Source organism: Tepidibacter mesophilus (genome assembly GCF_002724055.1).
GTDB lineage: Bacteria > Bacillota > Clostridia > Peptostreptococcales > Peptostreptococcaceae > Tepidibacter_A > Tepidibacter_A mesophilus.
In genome coordinates this window covers 48,158-68,660 of the sequence record NZ_BDQY01000005.1, presented here as the reverse complement: position 1 = coordinate 68,660, position 20,503 = coordinate 48,158, and the positions used below count along the sequence as shown (strand labels likewise).

Below are 20,503 nucleotides of genomic sequence, written 5' to 3'. Positions count from 1 at the left end.
TAAATTTATAGACTGAATATGAATGAATTTTAATGAAAATGAATAACTTTGATTGATTTTGGTATAAAATGATTGATTTTTGAAATGTTCTGAATTATAATGATTATATAAAGAGGTGATTAAATTGTTAACTGAAGAAAGACATGAATTGATATTAGATGCTTTGAAAGAGAAAGGATCTATCAAAATTAACGAATTGGTAGAAATTACAAATGCGTCAGAATCTACCATAAGAAGAGATCTTACCTTTTTAGAAAGCATAAATACTTTAAAAAGAGTTCATGGGGGAGCTACTTTACTTAAAGGAAGATTTAATGAACCAAGCTATAAAGAAAAAGAGGTACAAAGTATAAGTGAAAAAACTGAGATAGCAAAATATGCAGCAAGTCTTATAGAACAAGGAGATTGCATATACCTTGATGCAGGAACTACTACGTTTGAGATGATTAAATATATAGATAAAAAAGATGTTGTTATAGTTACTAATGGACTTAAGCATATCAATGAACTTATGGAAAACGATATCAATGCTTATATTCTAGGTGGTAAGGTAAAGTCAAGAACTAGGGCGGTTATAGGAACAGATGCACTGAAGAACTTAGAAAAGTTTATGTTTGATAAAGCTTTTATCGGTATTAATGCAATTCATATTGATTATGGATTTACAACTCCAGACTCGGAAGAAGCAATACTTAAAGAAAGGGCTATAAACTACTCAAGAGAAGCATTTATATTAGCTGATAACTCTAAATTTGGAGAAATTGCATTTGTAAAGGTAGCTAGTTTTGATAAGGCCAGTATAATAACTGATTCTAAGTTTGAGGATTATGATAAGTATTTAGAAAAAACTAAAATAAAGGTTGTGAAGAAGTAATGATATATACAGTAACATTCAATCCAGCAATAGATTATATAGTGAATGTGAATGATTTTAAAACAGGAGAAGTTAATAGATCTAATAATGATATTAAATATCCTGGAGGAAAGGGAATTAATGTATCTAGAGTTCTTAATAACTTGGGTGTAGATACAATAGCATTAGGTTTTATAGGTGGATTTACAGGAAATTTTATAAAGACCTATATAGAAGATGAAGGAGTAAAAACTGATTTCATAAAGGTTGAAGAAGACACAAGGATAAACATTAAGTTGAAATCTAATGAAGAAACAGAGATAAATGGATATGGACCCACTATAACGCAAGAAAATTTAAATTCTTTATTCGATAAAATAAAAAAATTAAGTAATGAAGATATATTAGTTCTTGCAGGTAATGCTCAAAAAAGTGTTCCAAGAGACATATATGCTCAAATACAGAATATATGTGTTCAAAATAATGTGAAAGTAGTAGTAGATACTACGGGTGAATCGTTGTTGAATACTTTAAAGAACAAACCTTTTTTAATAAAGCCAAACAATCACGAACTTAGTGAAATGCTAAATGTAGATATAGATAATATAGATGAAACTATACACTACGGAAAGAAACTTATAGATATGGGGGCACAAAATGTAATAATATCAATGGCTGGTGATGGAGCATTACTTATCTGTGATAAAGGTATATATAAGGCTACAACTCCAAATGGAAAGGTTAAAAATTCTGTTGGAGCAGGAGATTCCCTTATAGGTGGATTTTTAGCTAGCTATTATGAGGAAAAAGATATTTTAAAAGCTTTTAAGTTTGGAATAGCAACTGGTAGTGCGACAGCCTTTTCTCTTGATTTGTGTACAAAAGAACACGCTATGAGTTTGCTAAATCAAGTTGACATAAAAAAAATAAGCTAAAGGAGATGACAGTCATATGAAAATAACAGATCTTTTGAAGAAAGATACAATTATTCTGGATTTAAAGTCTAAAACTAAAGAGTCAGTTATAGACGAACTTGTAAATAAATTAAATAAAGCAGGTAGACTATCTTATAAAGATGAATTTAAAAAGGCTATACTAGATAGAGAAAAACAATTTTCAACTGGTGTAGGTGAAGGAATAGCAATACCTCATGCTAAGACCAGTGCTGTTAAAACTTCATCATTAGCATTTGGGTATTCAAAAGAAGGTATAGACTATGATTCTATGGACAACAAACCTGCACATATATTCTTTATGATAGCAGGTAAGGATAGTGCTAGTAATGAGCATTTAGATACTTTATCTAGGTTATCATCTATGCTTATTGTTGATGGTTTTAAAGAAAAACTTATTAATGCTAAAAGTGAAGATGAATTATTAAAAATAATAGATAAACAAGAAGAAGAATATTTAACAGAAAATAAAGATACTCAAACTAGTAGCGATGATTTGATTTTAGCAGTAACTGCTTGCCCAACTGGCATAGCTCATACTTATATGGCAGCAGATGCTCTTAAGAATAAAGCAAAGGATATGAATGTAAATATAAAGGTTGAAACCAACGGATCAACTGGAGTTAAAAATGAACTTACAGACGATGATATTAAAAATTCTAAGGCAATAATAGTTGCAGCTGATAAGAAGATTGAAATGGCAAGATTCGATGGTAAAAAAGTAATTCAGGTACCAGTTGCAAAAGGAATAAAAGATGCTGAGAACCTTATAAATAAAGCTTTAAATGAAGATGCTCCTGTTTATAAACATTCAGGAACAACAAAAGCCAATGATAAGACTGAAAGAACTGGTTTTTATAAACACCTTATGAATGGAGTTTCAAATATGTTACCATTCGTTGTAGGTGGAGGTATATTAATTGCTATATCTTTTATGTTTGGGATAAAGGCATTTGATCCGAGTGACCCTCAGTACAACGCCTTTGCTAAATTACTTATGGATATAGGTGGCGGATCTGGTGCATTTGGACTTATGATACCTGTACTTGCAGGATTTATTGGTATGAGTATAGCTGATAGACCCGGATTTGCGCCTGCTATGGTAGGTGGACTTATAGCTAATAGTAATGGTGCAGGGTTCTTAGGGGGACTTATAGCAGGATTCTTAGGTGGATATGTAATACTATTCTTAAAGAAAGCATTCTCTAATCTTCCATCATCACTTGAAGGTATAAAGCCGGTACTGATATATCCTTTATTTGGAATGTTTTTAACCGGAGCAATAATGCTGTTGGTAGTTGTTGGTCCTGTTCAAGCCTTAAATTTAGCTATGCAAAATTGGTTAAGTTCTATGGGAACAGCTAACAAAGTAATACTTGGATTAGTGCTTGGAGGTATGATGGCAGTAGACATGGGTGGTCCTATAAATAAAGCAGCATTTACATTTGGAATAGCAATGATTGATGCAGGAAATTTTGCACCTCATGCTGCGGTAATGGCTGGTGGAATGGTTCCTCCTCTTGGAATAGCAATAGCTACAACAATATTTAAAAATAGATTTACTAAGAGTGAAAGAGAAGCAGGGAAAACTTGTTATATAATGGGAGCATCATTTATTACAGAGGGAGCTATACCTTTTGCGGCAGCGGACCCTGCAAGAGTACTTCTATCTGCTATAGTTGGATCAGCTCTTGCTGGAGCATTAACTATGATGTTTAATGTTATGTTGCCAGCGCCTCATGGTGGGGCATTTGTTATACCTGTAACTACTAATCCTGGGTTATATGTTGTTGCTATATTAGCTGGATCATTTGTGACAGCATTTATGTTAGGGTTACTAAAGAAGCCTATACAAGAATAAAATTAAATTTAAAAATGTAGAGCCAGAATTGGCTCTATATTTTTTTGCGTTAGAATAAAGCGAATTTATTTGTAACATTAATGTAACAAATAAATTGTATATTAATATTACAAACTATGTAGATAAATAGAATATATTGTTGAGAAAATACAATCAGAGCATTGTAAATGTTTCAAATTATAAGGGGGATAAAAGTGAAAAAATTATTAAAGTATATAGTGGTTATATTTTTTATAATAATATCAATAAATGTATTGAATTATTTTAAATCTATAAATGATCATATTAATTTAGAAGATTTAAATATTAGGTTTTATATCGAAGGTGCAGATGAGGTTAGCAAAGGAAGAATTCAAGTTAATTGGAAGTATTTAGCGGCTATTGATGGAGTTAGATATAAAAATGATTTCTCCAAAATAAGTAAAGAAAGTTTGAAAAATTTAGGTTATATGTTTACTGAAGAACAAAATATATTAGGTAGTGATAAAAAATATAGATTGAAAGATATAGATGAAGTTTTAGCTGAATTAGAATTTGAGGATAAAGAAAAGGAAAGTGTGTACAAGTACTTAGAAGATTTGAAACATGAAGGGATAGTAAGTTCTAGATTAAATGAAGATTCTGAGTACGTAAAATTCATTGATGAAATTTCAGATGAAGCCATAATTATGTACAAGAAATATAAGATTCTACCATCTATAATTATAGCTCAAGCTATCTTAGAATCTGGTTGGGGAAAATCAGAGCTGAGTAGAGAAGCTAATAATTTATTTGGAATAAAGGCGGATACAAGTTGGAATGGAAAAACTATAAATATGAATACATCCGAATTTTATAATGAAAATACTACTGCTCAGTTTAGGATGTATGAAAATAAAAGTGAATCTTTACAAAATCATGGTGAATTTATTTATGAAAATAAAAGATACAGAAAAAATGGAGTATTTGATGCAACCTATTATGTAGAACAAGCGCAGGCATTAGAGGATGCAGGTTATAGTACAAAGGAAAATGAAAATGGAGAAAGAATTTATGCAGATTTACTAATAGATTTAATAAGACAGTATAATCTTCAACTTATAGATAGTCAAATTCAGATTAATATATAAAAAAGGATTACATACTTTTTAAAAAGGAAAAAATAAATTTATTATTGCAATATTAGATGGAAATTCAATAATATACTATAAGAACTTATGATAAAATAAGTAATAAGTATTTTGAAGGGGGGAGTGATATGAAAAGGATTTTGACATTTATCATAAGTGTAGTCTTTACTATTGCTTTTATTAGTGGTTGCAGTATGAATAAAGCCACTCTTAAAGAAATGGGAAAATACAAACAAGAAATTTTATTGAAAAATAATCAAAATAAATACAAAGAAAGTAATGTACTTGAAGATATAACTTATAAATCAGTAGATGGACAAGAATTAAAGTTAGACATTTATATGGCGAATTCAATAAGCAATGAAAAAAAACCTGCTATTGTTTATGTGCACGGAGGATTTTGGGCATTTGGTAATAAAAAAGCAGAAATTCCATATTTTAAAGATTTAATTAATATTTTAAACAATAAAGGGTTTACGTTTATAAGTATAGACTATAGATTAGCTAATAAAAATATTAAATTTCCAGAGCCTGTTAAAGATGTAAAAGATGCTATTAGATGGATTAGAAAAAATGCTGTTAATTATAATATAGATGAAAATAAAATAGGAATATGCGGAAATTCAGCAGGAGGACATTTAGCTTTACTAGAGGGTCTTACAGAAGATAGTATGTACTTAGGTAATGAAGATTTAAAAAATATATCATCTAAAGTTAATTTTATAATATCGTTTTTTGGACCAACTGATTTGAGTTTAGTAAAAGGTAAAAAATATACAGCAACTACTAAAAATTTTATAGGAGGAACTATAGATGATATGAGAGAAATTTACGTAAATGCAAGTCCTATGCATTACTTGTCTGAAAATACTCCTCCGATATTATTAATTCATGGAGAAAAAGATATCATAGTTCCTATTTCTCAATCTCAGGCTTTATATAATAAGGCTAAGAGTCTAGGCGTAGATATTGAATTTGTTTGTGTGAAAAATGCTAGCCATGGCCTTATTTCTACAGTTGGAGAAATTAACCCATCATTAAATGATATAACTAATAAGGTTATATTATTTATAGAAGATAAGTTCAAAAATGATAATTAAATAGTGAAGTCCTATGTTATTTAATTTAAAAAGGTTGATAATATAGGACTTTTTTTAGTAGAACAAAATAATGTGAATATAACTAAAGAGAGAACTTTTTGAAAAAAAATTCAAATAGATTAATAGTGCAGGCTGTTTTTTTAATAATGATACAAAAAACGATAAAATATGATAAAATAACATGGTTGACTATTAGAAGGAGAGATGAAGATGAATAAAAAGAACCAACCATATATTTTAGTATTTGGAGCCTCTGTTGTTGATATATTTGGATTTTGTAGTTCTTGTTATAAACCTTATAACTCGACACCTGGAAATATAAAAATATCATTTGGAGGAGTATGTAGAAATATTGCTGAGAATATGGCTAGAGTGGGTGTAAATACAAAATTTATATCTATACTAGGTGATGATTCAAAAGGTCGTAGTATGATGGAACATTCAAAAGTTATAGGTTATGATATGAGTGAATCATTAGTACTTGAAAATGAAGGAACACCTACTTATATGGCTATTTTAAATGAAAATGGAGAAATGGTATCTGGTATTGCAGATATGAAGGTTATAGATAAAATGGACTTTGATTTTATTGATTCTAAAGAAGAGATTATAAATAATTCTGAGTATATTTGCTTAGATGCAGATGATCCTGAAAAACTTGAATACATACTTAATAAATTTAAAGGTAAAACAAGGTTTATACTAGATCCTATATCTGCTGCTAAGGCTGAGAATATAAAACATTTAATAAATAAATTTCATACAATAAAGCCTAATAGACATGAAGCGGAAATTTTGGCTGGTTTTAAAATAAAAAATGATGAAGATTTAAAAAAGGCAGGAGTTTATTTCTTATCTCTGGGAATAGAAAATGTATTTATAAGCCTTGATGCTGATGGTATCTATTATTGCAATAAATCGGAATGTGGAAGAATTAAGGCTAATGATGTTGAAGTGAATAATGTAACTGGGGCAGGAGATTCTTTTGTAGCAGGTCTTGGATATGGGTATATGAATAATATGTCTATGGAAGAAATGGTTAAATTTTCCATAGCTATGTCTATAATAACTATATCTCATGAAGAAACTATTAATCCAAGAATGAGTAAAGAATTGGTACAAAAGGTAATTAAAAATACTAATTGGGAAAAAATACAATTATAATAATACAGAAAATTCATAAAAACACAAAAAAATATAATAAAATACAAAAAAATATGTAGAAAATACGTGAAAACGGTTGCAGGTCATTAATTATTATGTTATTATGTGTTTATAAAATAAAAATTAATATTTTTTAATAACTTTGTGTGTTACTAACTTGATTAGGCATGAGCGAAAGTTATAAACATTATTGTTTTAGGCAATAATATTTATGACTTTGCTTATGCCTTTTTATTTTGTAATATACTACTTAATCATTTTTACTTATTAAATAAAAATATGAGAGGAGAAAGAAACTATGAAAAAAATATTCGGAATCTTACAACAAATTGGTAAAGCTTTAATGCTTCCGGTTGCAATATTACCAGCTGCTGGTTTGTTACTTGCATTTGGTAATGCATTTCAAAATCCAGCAACACTTCAAAAACTTACATTTTTAACATCACCTTGGATTCAACATGTTGCTAAAATAATGGAGCAAGCAGGTAATGTTGTATTTGCAAATCTTGCGTTATTATTTGCAGTAGGTGTAGCAGTAGGGCTTGCAGATGGAGAAGGAGTTGCAGGTATTGCAGCTATTATAGGATTTTTAATAATGAATGTTACTATGGGAACTGCTGCTAACATAACAGCAGATATGGTAGGAAATAATCCAGCTTATGCAAGTGTTTTAGGCATACCAACACTTCAAACTGGAGTATTTGGAGGACTTATAGTAGGGGTTTTAGCAGCAACTATGTATAAAAGATACTATAATATGGAACTTCCTCCCTATTTAGGATTCTTTGCAGGAAAAAGATTTGTTCCAATTATAACTTCTGTATGTGCTTTAATATTAGGATTCGCTATGTTGGTTGTATGGCCTCCTGTGCAAGGTGGACTTAACTGGTTCTCACACAGCTTAATAGATGCTAACAGAACTTTAGCAGCATTTATATTCGGGGTAATAGAAAGATCATTAATACCATTTGGCCTTCATCATATATTCTATTCACCGTTCTGGTTTGAATTTGGAGAGTACACGAACAAAGCTGGAGAACTAGTAAGAGGAGATCAAACTATGTTCTTTGCGCAATTGAAAGATGGAGCAAGACTTACAGCTGGTACATTTATGACTGGTAAATTCCCGTTCATGATGTTTGGGCTTCCAGCAGCAGCACTTGCTATGTATCATGAAGCAAAGCCTGAAAAGAAGGCTTTAGTTGGGGGAATAATGGCATCAGCAGCACTTACATCTTTTTTAACAGGTATTACAGAGCCAATAGAATTTACATTCTTATTCGTAGCACCAATATTATACGGAATTCACTGTATATTCGCAGGTTTATCATTTATGTTGATGCAAATATTAAATGTTAAAATAGGTATGACGTTCTCTGGTGGAATTATAGACTTCCTGTTATTCGGAGTTATGCCGGGGAGAACTGCTTGGTGGTTAGTAATATTAGTGGGAGTTGGATTCGCAGCTTTATATTACTTTGGATTTAGATTCGCTATTAGAAAGTTCAACTTAAAAACTCCTGGTAGAGAAGATGAGGAAGATGTAGTAGAAACTAAGAATACTAAAGGAGCAGAACTTGCTCAAGGTATATTAAAAGCTTTAGGTGGAAAAGAAAACGTAACTAAGTTAGATGCTTGTATAACAAGACTTAGAATAAGTGTTAATGATATTAAAAATGTAGATAAAAATGAATTAAAAGCTTTAGGAGCGGCCGGTGTTATGGAAGTAGGTAACAACTTACAAGCTATATTCGGACCAAGATCAGAGACTTTAAAAGGTCAAATAAAAGATATAATGAATGGTAAGACTCCTGTTATAGAAGACGTAGAAAAGAAGACTGTAGCTAAGGATTCTAGTAAAGAATTAAATTTTGTAGCACCTTTAAATGGTAAGGTATTAGATATAACAGATGTACCTGATAAGGTATTCTCTCAAAAAATAATGGGAGATGGATTTGCTATAGAACCTACAAATGGAGAAGTTGTATCTCCTGTAGATGGGATTATAACTACATTTTTTAAAACAAAGCATGCACTAGGATTTACGGCAGATAATGGACAAGAAGTATTAGTTCATTTTGGAATAGACACTGTAAACTTAAAAGGGGAAGGATTTGAAGCTTTAGCTAAAGAAGGCGATAAAGTTAAAGCCGGTCAACCTGTTCTTAAAGTTGATTTACAAAAAGTTGAAAAATCAGTACCATCACTTATAACTCCTATAGTATTTACTAACCTTGAAGAAGGTCAACAGGTAAGTGCTCAAATAGGTAAAATGGTTAAAGCAGGAGATACAAATATAATTACTGTAAAATAGGTTAATTGGATATAAAAAATAAAGGCTACTGCTTAGGCAGTGGCCTTTATTCTTTTATAGAAAACCAATGAGTTATATTTTTTTCACTAGATGGGTTTTTATAAGTATGGGGAGAAAATTTACTTATGTATATACTGTCTCCCTCGTGTAACAAATACGTTTCGTTATCTACTTGTATTTCTAAACAACCTTTTATAACTATACCTAACTCATCGTAGTTATGTCCCCATGAAACGTCACTATACTCACTATTTCCATCTATTGTTATAGCTATTGAATTTAAGTTCTTATTACCGTTTGTAAGCATTTCGAACTTTATGTTATTGTCTTCCGTTGTGAATATTTCCTTTCTTTCATCTTGTCTAACGATAAAATCCTTTTCGCTAGAAGATTGCAATATGTCCATTAAGTTTATTCCTAATACTTCACATATATGCTGAAGGTTACTCACAGAAGGGCTATTGAGATTTCTTTCTAGATTACTGATAAATCCTATTGATAGATTGGTAAGATTAGACAATTCTTTTATTGTCAATCCTTTTCTTTTCCTAAAGTGTTTTATTTTTGCACCTAATTCCATATCTCTCTCCTCATATAATAATCATTTAATAAATTATAACATAAAAAATATAATTTATTTAAATAAATTATATTTTTTACGACAAATATACAAATGTGGAAAAGAAAAAAATGAATAAAATGAATAAAAAAATGAAAAAAATATAATGCGAATAAAAAAAATAAGATTTGAATTTTAATTCAATATACAAAATATTGAAATTAGTATTCATAAAATAGTATATTAATACTAATTTATGACGTTAAATGCAAAAAAATAAGAAAACGCTTTAAAATCGTGAAAAAAATAATGAAAAAGTGAAAAAAACTATAGACATTATTCTGAAATTTGGTATACTAAGAAATGTATTTAAAATATAAATACCGAAAATATTTATAAAATAAATTATAAATACTAAGTTTACAAAATTTTAGGAGGTAAATCAATGGAGTTAATTAAAGGTACAATGTTGTTATTATTCTGTTTATCACTTTTTACTTTATTTAGTTTAAAAATGCCAAAGGGAATGAAGGCTATGGGAGCATTAGCAGATGCTGCGGTAGCAAGTTTCTTAGTAGAAGCTTTTCAAAGTTATGTTGGTGGAGATATGTTACATATTCAATTATTAAAAGATACTGGATTAGCTGCAGGTGGCATGGGTGGAGCTGCTGCTGGTATTTTAGTGCCGTTAGCATTAGGTGTTAGCCCTGTTTACGCAGTATTAATAGGATGTTCTGTTGCAGGTATGGGTATATTACCAGGATTTATAGCGGGTTATATTCTTTCTTTTATAGTTCCGAAAATAGAAAAAAAGGTACCAGCGGGATTAGATTTAATAGTATGTGTTGCTTTTATAGCACCTCTTGCTAGGCTAATAGCTACTGCTGCTGATCCTGTAGTAACCTCTACATTACTTAATATAGGAGGCATAATAACTACAGCTGCTAATGGAAATCCTATGACTATGGGATTCATATTAGGAGGAGTTATAACTGTGGTTGCAACAGCGCCACTTAGTTCTATGGCTTTAACGGCAATGCTCGGACTTACAGGTCTTCCAATGGCTATAGGAGCTTTATCGGTTATGGGATCATCTTTTATGAATTTTATATTCTTTGATAGAATGAAATTTGGAGATAGAAGTACAACTATATCAGTTGCCATAGAGCCTTTAACTCAAGCGGATGTAATATCTGCAAATCCAATACCAGTTTATATTACTAACTTCTTAGGTGGAGGTCTGGCAGGTATGATAGTTTCTGCATTTGGACTAGTAAACAATGCGCCAGGAACAGCAACTCCCATAGCTGGTCTTATGGTAATGTATGGATTTAATAATGCTAAGACGGTTACTATAGCGGCTGTACTTTGTGCACTTGCAGGAGCGTTATCTGGCTTAGTTGGTTCTATAATGTTCAAAAACTACAGGATAAGAACTGTTGCAGAAATAAGAGGAGAAGTTAATACAGAAGAAAAAGCTGCATAATATAAAATGAAAACTAAAAGACAATGCTAACTAGCATTGTCTTTTTTTCATTTTAAAGTATAATATAATGTATGATTAAATCTAATTTTGAAAAACTATGTTTTGATTGAGTTTATTTTATTATGGAAATAGGAGGAGATTATGAATAAAACAAAAAAAATGGTATTTATGTCTATACTGATATCCCAGAGTCTGGTTATGTATATAATAGAGACATATATAGCGAATCCTCTTGTATTTATAGCGCCTGGTGCAAAACTTGGTCTTTCTAATATAATTACGTTAATATCTTTGATTTTTTTAGGATTTAAAGATACTTTTGTTATATTGATTGCGAGAGTGATAATATCATCTATACTTGGTGGTGGTTTTTCAGCGTTTTTATATAGTGCAGCAGGTGGAGTATTAAGTTTGATATTTATGTATATATTTAATATATTTAGCAAAAAGAAGTCTAGTCTAGTAGGGGTAAGTATAATAGGAGCTGTATTCCATAATATAGGGCAATTGATAATGGCATCTATAATAATACATAATATTGGTATATTTATATATATGCCTATACTTTTATTTACATCTATACCTACGGGAATGTTTATAGGGATTGTATGCAGATATCTTGTACAGAATAAAAATATATATAAATATATGAATATAAACAATACTGACTATACTATAATAAAATTCCAAAGAGGAGACTATATAATAATATTAATAACTTTAGTTTTGAGTATAGGAGTATTGTATTTTAATAATATTGACAATAATGATACTGGTTACAAAAGGATACAAGTGGTTGTTGATAATAAAATATATGAAGACATTGTTATAACTAATGAAGATTATAAAAAAACTATAAAAATTGAAACTGAGAAAGGATATAATTATATTTATATACATGATGGAGGTGTAGAAATTAAAGAAGCTGACTGTCATGATGAGGTTTGCGTTAGAACTGGTTTCATAGATAGGCGGGGTCAGATGATAGCTTGCCTTCCTCGCAGATTGTATGTTAAAATTTTGGGTGAAGATTCGCAAATAGACAACGTGTCTTATTAGAAATATAACTTCAATATAATACATTATATTTTCAATTATTCTAAATGATGAATAATTATTATGTTGCATATTGACATATAATCTATTTTTTTGATAGAATCAAGGTGTAAGGGGTTTAAATATTCTGGAATAAGTGGTGATAATTAGATGGAAAAAAAATTAAAAGAATTAAAAAAAGATATAGAGGAATTAAGAGAAGAGATAAATAGATATATAGAATATCCAGATATTTTTAGAGATGAAATATTAAGTACAAGTCAGAAGATAGATATATGCATAAATGAATATTTAAAACTACAAAATTTTTAAATGAAAAAGAAGCGATGAATGTCGCTTCTTTTTGTTTATAATAAAAGTATATTGATTATTATATATGGAGATAATTTAAATATTAATCAACAGATATAAGGTTAAGGAGAATGTGTATGATTAGGTTTATAAATTCTATATTGATAATAATATCTAGTTACGTATTTATGAAAATTATAAAGTATATAACTAAAAAAGTATTTGATATAACTAAATTTGACATTCAAAGAGAAAATACGTTGAGGAGTATAATAGTATCTATATCTTATTATTTATCGTTTTTTACAGCTTGTATATTGGTATTAAAAGAATTTGGAATAATTGATTTGAATCAGTCAACTATACTAACTGGAGCTGGTATATTTGGAGTTATAGCTGGATTTGCATCTCAGAATCTTATAAAGGATGTACTGAATGGCTTTTTTATACTATTTGAAAAGCAGATGAAGGTAGGAGATTATGTTTATATAAATGGAGATTTTAGAGGAACTGTAGAAGAAATAGGACTTAGAAGTACGAGTATAAGAGATTGGAATTTGAGAAGAATAAGTCTTCCAAATGGTGAAATAAGATCTATTATGAATTATAGTAGAAAAAAAATGAGAGTGATAGTTCATGTTAGAGTTTCATATGAATGTGATCCTGACCTTGTTATACAAACTTTAGATGAAATATGTCAAATGTTAAATGAAAAATATAAAGAATTTTTAATTAATAATATAATGAATGAACCATCTCGCCCATTTTCTGTATATGGCATAACTGATATAGAATCTAGTAGTGTAGGTGCTAAGTACACTATTACTGGTGTTGTAGCTCCTTTTAAGTACTTTTCTATAGCAAAGAACGCTAGATTAATGATTTTGGTTAAATTTAGAGAAAAGGGAATTAAAATAGCTTATCCTAAGAGAATTAACATAGATGCCGATGAATATGAAAGTTATATATAGATATAGTAAAATTCAGATGAAGATTTGCTCCATCTGAATTTTTTTGGCATGAATCGAATGTTTACTTTGAATGAAGGGTATTGTCTTGTGCATAAAAAGTTCCTGAAGTTTTTTTTGTTATTATTTTTTGAAGGTTTTTTATTTCTAAGAAAGTTTGAGGATAAGCGTTTTTCAGTATGGATACCTCACCTTCACCTTTTGAATGTAGATAGTCAGAAAGATATTTTCGTCTTTGTTCTAAATCTGACAACTCTTCCATTAATTTTTCGTGTATATTGTAGTAATATTCGTATTCTTTGATTTTTATTAACTCAGCAAAGTTTTCAACTCTGCCTTCAAAAACTTTCATTTCTTTTTTATTTTTCTCTACCTCTAATAAGCAATTTTTATATTTTATTAAAAGTTCATCTAACTCGTGCTTTATCTTTTTTCTATCGAAGCCTTTAACGTTTATTATTGTTTTTCTTTCAGAAGTGTTTCCGATTGCACCTGTTACTATTTTTGCATATGCGCTAATTTTTCCACCTATTATTCTACCTTTTTCGGGGTTTAAGAGTATACTTTTAGATTCCAGAGTACTGTCTAGGGAATAAAACCCTATATTTATAGTATCTTCAGCTATTATTGTACATGAATTAGCATATTTAACAAAAACACTTTTTTTAGAATGAATTAAAGTTTTTCCTTTTCCGCAAACTCCTCCTTTTATATAGATATCTCCGTTTGTAGATACTATCTTTTCGGCAGCTCCTATTCCCATTATGCTGTCTATAGAAATATCTTCTGTTGCTATAACTTTAAAATCATCACAAACGGTTCCTTTAATTGTAACTGATCCATCGAAAAAAATATTACCTGTTTCATAGCCAACATCACTATCGATTACTAGGTGTTTTATAACAGATACTTTTCCATGGTTGTGAGAAAGAGCACCATGTGTTAAGGATCTCAATACTATTTTGCTATCTTCATCAAATTCTGCAACTGTTTTTCTATCATAACTTAATCTTTTATCTTTTCCGGGTTTTGACGGTATTACATTGCCTTTTATATTTAAACCATCTATACCTTCAGTGGCTGGTATTTTTTCTCCTAAGTAGTCGTTTTTATTTATTTCATATATTAGGTTCATCTCATAATAATTAGTTGAACCGTCTTCTCGTACATCTGGCTTTTTATCTGGCAAATCTAAATATTTTATTATAGCGTCTTGCCCATTTACAGCTGGTGTTGATTTTGCTATTAGGATATTTTCTTGTGTTTTTATATCTTCATCAAGTACAGTGTAAATTACTCCATGTACTATATTGTTTGATTCTAGCTCGGATAATATAGATTGGACTATTTGTTGTTTATTATTTTTGAATTCATCCTGTGAGATGTTTAATTTAAAATACGCTTCGCTATCATCTGGTGATACATTTAATTCTATTTTAGGCTTTAATACACCTATCTCTATATTATCATCTAAATTGTTTTCTAAAGCGTTTTTGAGGTTTAAAAAATATGTTATACTGATTTGTGGATGTGAGGTTAATAGAGCTGAAAAGTTTGAAATATCAAACCCTTGTTTTTTTGTCTTTATATAAACCTTGTCGTTATCTTCAAAAATATCAAAAAATTCATTTTGTATTATGTACATAAATCACCTCGTATTAATTTGAGCATATATAATATATCGGATAATAATAATTATATATTTAGTTAAATATAACATTTTTTTGAAAGTAATGAAAGTGGGAAAAATAATGCTTACATATATTGTAAAGGAAAAAAATATATGTTATTATAATAATTAAGAAAACTTAACAAAGTATACAGGTCCTTATTTAAAGGATAACAGGGAAGAGCGGTTAGAATCCGTCGCAGCCCCCGCTACTGTAATTGATGATGAAGCCTATAAAACCACTGTGGATTATTCTGCGGGAAGGATAGGGAGTAAGATGAATCATAAGTCAGGAGACCTACCTGTATAAAGTTTTCAGCCTTCGGAGGGAAGGGTCAGGAAAAAAGAGATTATTCCTGTCCTAGTACGTCGCTTAGGCAGGTTTTTATATATTTTTCTTTCCCTAAATATTTTTTTTTCGCCCCAGGCCTGTATTAGGCCTGTTTTTTTTGATATATATGAATTTAAATGATAATATAATAAAAAAAGAGGTGATTCAATGACGCATAAAGAAATGATATTTAGGTTATTACTTGCGCTTTTTATAGGGGGGATAGTTGGCGTTGAAAGGGAAAAATCTCATCAATGGGCTGGGTTTAGAACTCATATATTGGTTTCGATAGGTTCTTGTGTTGTTGCGGTTACATCTTTGATGTTATTTAAAGAATATATACAATATGTAAATCTAGATCCTGCTAGAATGCCAGCTCAAGTACTTTCCGGTATTGGATTTTTAGGAGCTGGAGCGATACTTAAAACATCAGATAGTATAAGAGGGCTTACTACTGCAGCTGGTATTTGGGTGACTGCTTGTATAGGGATAGCTATTGGCTTTGGGTATTATTATTTAGGATTTGTGTCTTGTTTTTTGCTTGTTATGACATTATATACTTTGAAATTTATAGATAAGAAAATATTACTTAGTAAAACTAGCACCTTGTATATTAACACAAAAAATATTTCAAATGTAACATCAGAGGTTATAGATATTGTAGAAGGTAATAAGATTTTTATAAAAAATATAGATATATCTCATGATGAATATAAGTATTGGGATATGAAAATTACTGTAGTGTATAATAGTAAAATAGAACTTAAGGAAGTTGTAAAGAATATTTTGGATGTGGATAATGTTATAAAAGTTGGATATGAATAGAGTATTTTTATTTATAAAAAATATAATTGGATTAATTCTACTATTAAATAAACGTATAAGGATGTGTTGTGTTTTGAATAATATAAAATTAATAACTGATAGTTCGTGCGATTTACCTGAATATATAATAAAAAAATATAATATATCTGTTATTCCTTTAAATATTTTATTTGATGAAGATTCATATTTGGATGGGGTAGATATAACTAAAAAAGAATTTTACGAAAAAATGAGAAATGAACCTAATCTTCCAAAAACATCTAGTCCATCTCCAAATAGATTTGTAAAAGAATTTCAATGTGAACAAGATAATATTATTGTTATATCTTTATCTTCTGGGATGTCTAGTACGTATAATAATGCTTTAATAGGTAAAAATATGTACTTAGAAGAGGATGCTGAGAAAAGGATAGAGATAATAGATTCTAAAAATGGATCTATGGGAGTTGGATTGTTGGTTTTAGATGCTGCTAGGATGATTGAAAATGGAAAAAGCATAGATTATATAGTGGATAAGATAAAAAAAGATGTAAAAGATATTTCGACTTACGTTGTACTTGAGACAATAGAAAATGCGGCTAAGGCTGGCAGAATAAGTTCTTTTAAAGAAAAAATAGTTCAAGTCTTAAATTTAAAAATAACAGTAAAAGTTGAAGATGGTCTTGTTAATATATTCAGTAAGGCTAGAGGAGACAAAAAAAGTTTAAATAAATTAATTAATTTTATAGAAGCGGATGGAATTAACATCTCTGACAAAATATTGGCAATATGTCATTCGAATGCACTGGATAAAGCTTTAAAATTCAAAGAAATGGTTAATAATAAGTATAACTTTAAGGAAATAATAGTATCTGAAATAGGAGCAACTATAGGTTCTTATGCATCAGAAGGAGCTTTATTAATTAGTTTTTAGATAAAATAAGGAGGAATATATGTCAAATAGTAGAAATGAGATTAAAGATGAGTTTAAGTGGGATTTAGAAAGTATATATATGAATGAAGATGAACTTAATAAAGATTTTGAAAAAATTAAAGACCTTTTAGAAAATATAAAAAAATACAAAGGTATTTTAGGTCAATCGGAAGATAATTTATATAAAACTTTGAATTTGTATGAACAAATATCTAGATTAGCTGAAAATACGTATGTATACTCACATATGAAACAACATGAAGATACAACAAATACGAAGCAACAGTCTTTATCTGGAAAATCAGATATGCTCTCAACTCAAATAGGAACTGTTACATCTTTTATGATTCCGGAGATAATAAGTATAGATGAAGATAAGATGAATAGCTATTTAAATAGTGATAAATTGAATCCGTATAAAAAGCTTATAAATCAGATTTTAAGAAAAAAGCCTTATACATTATCTTCAAAAGAAGAAGAAATTTTAGCCATGAGCTCTGATGTTGCAAATGTTGCTGAAAATGCATTTGATATGCTATCCTTTGCAGATATTAAATTTCCTGAAATAGAAGATGAAAAAGGAGATAAGATCAGGCTTACTCATGGGAATTTTTCTAAGTTCTTGCAAAGTAAAAACAGAGAAGTTAGAAAAAATGCTTTTAAAAATATGTATGATACCTATAGTAAGTATAAAAATACATTTGCAGCTACACTAGAAGGAAGTGTTAAAAGAGAGATTTTTTATGCAAAAGCAAGAAATTATGATTCTGCTATAAAAGCGTCTTTATTTGAGGATGATATAAAATTAAATGTTTATGATAATTTGATAGGTGTTATAGAAAAAAACTTAGATACTATGCATAGATATTTAGAATTAAAAAAAGAATTTCTAGGGTTGGATGAAATACATATGTATGATATGTATACTCCGTTAGTTGAAAAGTTGGATATAAAAATACCTTATGAAGAAGCTAAAGAAATAATACTTAAAGCTTTAAAGCCATTAGGAAATGAGTATATAGAGTTGATAAAAAGGGCTTTTGATGAAAGATGGATAGATGTTTATGAAAATGAAGGTAAAAAAGGAGGAGCTTATTCATGGGGAAGTTATGATTCTCACCCATTTATACTTCTTAATTATAAAGATGACTTGAATTCTTTATTCACATTGGTTCATGAACTTGGGCATTCTATGCATAGTTATTATTCAAGAAAAAATCAACCTTACCTATATTCACATTATAAGATATTTGTAGCTGAAGTTGCATCTACTTTAAATGAACAGCTACTTATGGATTATATGCTTAAAAATAGTAAGACCGATGATGAAAAATTATATATATTAAACTATTATTTAGAACAGTTTAGAACTACTGTATATAGACAAACTATGTTTGCTGAATTTGAAAAAATAATACATGAAAAATCTGAAAACCAAAAAGCACTTACTAATGAAGATTTTTGTGATATATATTATGATTTAAATGTTAAGTACTACGGAAAAGGCGTATGTATTGATGATGAGATTAGTATGGAGTGGGCTAGAGTACCTCATTTTTATTCTAATTTTTATGTATATAAATATGCTACTGGATTCTCTGCTGCTGCGGCTCTTAGTCACAATATATTGAATGGAGATTCTAAAGCTATAGAAAGATACCTGGAATTCTTAAAAAGTGGAGGGTCTGATTACCCTTTAAATCAACTTAAAAAAGCTGGTGTTGATATGGAAGATGAAAAGGCAATACAAACAGCGCTTGATACCTTTGAAGAATTAGTAAATGAGTTGGAAAAATCTAAATAGATGTTAATTAAAAAAGAGAAATCAATTGATTTCTCTTTTTTAGTTAAAATGAAGACTTTATCCTCATTGATATAGAAAATATACTTTGATAATATATATATTGGAACTTATAATAAATGTAGAAAAATTTGTGGGGTGGATAGGATGAGACTTGTAAATGTTAACTATATAGATGTTGAAAAATATGAATATTATGTAGCTAAACCTATATATTCAAATGGCATAGTGTTACTTCAGGAAAATGTTAAGTTAAATATTAATTATATTACGCAACTTAATTCAAAAAACATACAATATATTTATATAAATGATGAAATATCAGAAGGGATAGATCCTAGTGATACAATATCGCTTGAAAAATATAGAGAAGTAAAAGAAGTTATAAAAGATCAATTTAATATGGCTAAGAAGGGTAAAGATATAGGGCTTAATATGAATATGATAAATAATACTATATCTGAATTGTTAGATGTAATAACATCTAAAAGAGATATATCTTATAGTATAAATGAAATTAGAATGGTAGATGATTATTTATATGAGCATAGTTTAAATGTTATGGTTTCGTGTCTTTATACTGGTATTCTTATGCAATATGATAGAATTAAACTTCAAAAATTGGCCTTAGGAGCTCTGTTGCATGATATTGGAAAGGTTTTTGTAGATACTGAAATTCTAAATAAGCCAGGAAAGTTGACGTTTGAAGAAAGAATTGAAATTGAGAAACATCCTGAACTTGGATATAGATATTTAAGTGATAATTATGGAAATGAAATATCTTCTATGAGTAAGCAAATTATTTTACAGCATCATGAAAAATGGAATGGGAAAGGATACCCAAATCAATTGGGAGGTGATAGTATATACGAGTTAGCTAGAATATGTTCTGTGGCAGATGTTTTTGATGCTTTAACTAGTGATAGACCATATAGAAAAAAGATGCCTATATATAAAGCTTCTGAGTATATATATAGTTTGGGCCACAATGACTTTGATTTTGATATAGTTAAATTGTTTTTGTCTAGAATAGTAAAATTTAAAGAAGGGTCTATAGTTAAATTATCTGATAGTTCTAAGGGAATCGTATACAATCAAAATAAGCATATGCTAGACAGACCTATTCTAAGATTGGTTGTAGACAAAAATGGTAAAAATGTTAATCATAAAAATATATTTATAGATTTAATAGAGGAAAACACTTTGTTTATAGAGAAACAATTAGAAAATATATTTTCTAATTAAGGAGA

At 29.1% G+C, this 20,503-nt stretch carries 17 protein-coding genes and 1 riboswitch; of the genes, 15 read left to right on the top strand and 2 right to left on the bottom strand.

Annotation, left to right across the window (positions count from 1 at the left end; translation table 11 throughout):
- Nucleotides 1-124 precede the first annotated feature (124 nt).
- The 7 genes from Tmeso_RS05245 (at nt 125) to ptsG (ending at nt 9,354) form a co-directional block, all read left to right on the top strand.
- Nucleotides 125-874 carry a DeoR/GlpR family DNA-binding transcription regulator gene (locus tag Tmeso_RS05245; protein WP_099188943.1) on the top strand — a complete coding sequence of 250 codons (750 nt, stop codon included), beginning with the start codon at nt 125-127 and terminating at the stop codon, nt 872-874.
- Nucleotides 874-1,788, top strand: a complete 915-nt coding sequence (pfkB, locus tag Tmeso_RS05240; RefSeq protein WP_099188941.1) for a 1-phosphofructokinase — start codon at nt 874-876, stop codon at nt 1,786-1,788. The genes Tmeso_RS05245 and pfkB overlap by 1 nt, the downstream gene beginning before the upstream one ends.
- 16 nt (nt 1,789-1,804) lie before the next feature.
- Nucleotides 1,805-3,667 carry a PTS fructose transporter subunit IIABC gene (locus Tmeso_RS05235; protein WP_099188939.1) on the top strand — a complete coding sequence of 621 codons (1,863 nt, stop codon included), beginning with the start codon at nt 1,805-1,807 and terminating at the stop codon, nt 3,665-3,667.
- 194 nt (nt 3,668-3,861) lie between these two features.
- Nucleotides 3,862-4,776 carry a glycoside hydrolase family 73 protein gene (locus tag Tmeso_RS05230; protein ID WP_242967874.1) on the top strand — a complete coding sequence of 305 codons (915 nt, stop codon included), beginning with the start codon at nt 3,862-3,864 and terminating at the stop codon, nt 4,774-4,776.
- Nucleotides 4,777-4,904: 128 nt separating this feature from the next.
- Nucleotides 4,905-5,876 (top strand): alpha/beta hydrolase, encoded by a 972-nt coding sequence (locus tag Tmeso_RS05225; protein ID WP_099188935.1) that lies wholly within the window; start codon nt 4,905-4,907, stop codon nt 5,874-5,876.
- A gap of 210 nt (nt 5,877-6,086) precedes the next feature.
- A complete protein-coding gene (locus Tmeso_RS05220) occupies nt 6,087-7,040 on the top strand; it encodes a carbohydrate kinase family protein (protein ID WP_099188933.1) in 954 nt (317 codons plus the stop codon).
- A 298-nt stretch (nt 7,041-7,338) separates the two neighbouring features.
- Entirely contained in the window at nt 7,339-9,354 is a 2,016-nt protein-coding gene (ptsG, locus tag Tmeso_RS05215) for a glucose-specific PTS transporter subunit IIBC (RefSeq protein WP_099188931.1), read from the top strand.
- Nucleotides 9,355-9,400: 46 nt separating this feature from the next.
- Here ptsG and Tmeso_RS05210 read toward each other — a convergent pair whose 3' ends face one another.
- Entirely contained in the window at nt 9,401-9,934 is a 534-nt protein-coding gene (locus Tmeso_RS05210) for a helix-turn-helix domain-containing protein (protein ID WP_099188929.1), read from the bottom strand.
- 424 nt (nt 9,935-10,358) lie between these two features.
- Here Tmeso_RS05210 and Tmeso_RS05205 point away from each other — a divergent pair, with 424 nt between their 5' ends.
- From Tmeso_RS05205 to Tmeso_RS05190, 4 genes are all read left to right on the top strand, one after another.
- Nucleotides 10,359-11,399 (top strand): PTS sugar transporter subunit IIC, encoded by a 1,041-nt coding sequence (locus tag Tmeso_RS05205; RefSeq protein ID WP_099188927.1) that lies wholly within the window; start codon nt 10,359-10,361, stop codon nt 11,397-11,399.
- 141 nt (nt 11,400-11,540) lie between these two features.
- The gene (locus Tmeso_RS17035; protein WP_099188925.1) at nt 11,541-12,458 is read left to right on the top strand and encodes a Gx transporter family protein; all 918 of its coding nucleotides are present in this window, start codon (nt 11,541-11,543) and stop codon (nt 12,456-12,458) included.
- Between the two features lie 147 nt (nt 12,459-12,605).
- Nucleotides 12,606-12,767: an aspartyl-phosphate phosphatase Spo0E family protein gene (locus Tmeso_RS05195; RefSeq protein WP_099188923.1), complete on the top strand. Its 162-nt coding sequence runs from the start codon at nt 12,606-12,608 to the stop codon at nt 12,765-12,767.
- A 116-nt stretch (nt 12,768-12,883) separates the two neighbouring features.
- Entirely contained in the window at nt 12,884-13,717 is an 834-nt protein-coding gene (locus Tmeso_RS05190) for a mechanosensitive ion channel family protein (protein ID WP_187296237.1), read from the top strand.
- A 61-nt stretch (nt 13,718-13,778) separates the two neighbouring features.
- Here the strand turns inward: Tmeso_RS05190 and Tmeso_RS05185 are convergent, their stop codons facing one another.
- The gene (locus Tmeso_RS05185; protein WP_099188919.1) at nt 13,779-15,359 is read right to left on the bottom strand and encodes a DUF342 domain-containing protein; all 1,581 of its coding nucleotides are present in this window, start codon (nt 15,357-15,359) and stop codon (nt 13,779-13,781) included.
- A gap of 160 nt (nt 15,360-15,519) precedes the next feature.
- Nucleotides 15,520-15,703, top strand: a riboswitch (cobalamin riboswitch).
- Nucleotides 15,704-15,882: 179 nt separating this feature from the next.
- Here Tmeso_RS05185 and Tmeso_RS05180 point away from each other — a divergent pair.
- From Tmeso_RS05180 to Tmeso_RS05165, 4 genes are all read left to right on the top strand, one after another.
- Nucleotides 15,883-16,539: an MgtC/SapB family protein gene (locus Tmeso_RS05180; RefSeq protein WP_242967873.1), complete on the top strand. Its 657-nt coding sequence runs from the start codon at nt 15,883-15,885 to the stop codon at nt 16,537-16,539.
- Nucleotides 16,540-16,612: 73 nt separating this feature from the next.
- Complete coding sequence (locus Tmeso_RS05175) at nt 16,613-17,452, top strand: DegV family protein (protein ID WP_187296236.1); 840 nt, start codon at nt 16,613-16,615, stop codon at nt 17,450-17,452.
- Nucleotides 17,453-17,471: 19 nt separating this feature from the next.
- Nucleotides 17,472-19,256, top strand: a complete 1,785-nt coding sequence (gene pepF, locus Tmeso_RS05170) for an oligoendopeptidase F (protein ID WP_099188915.1) — start codon at nt 17,472-17,474, stop codon at nt 19,254-19,256.
- A 144-nt stretch (nt 19,257-19,400) separates the two neighbouring features.
- Nucleotides 19,401-20,498 (top strand): HD-GYP domain-containing protein, encoded by a 1,098-nt coding sequence (locus tag Tmeso_RS05165; protein ID WP_099188913.1) that lies wholly within the window; start codon nt 19,401-19,403, stop codon nt 20,496-20,498.
- The last annotated feature ends 5 nt before the right edge of the window (nt 20,499-20,503 follow it).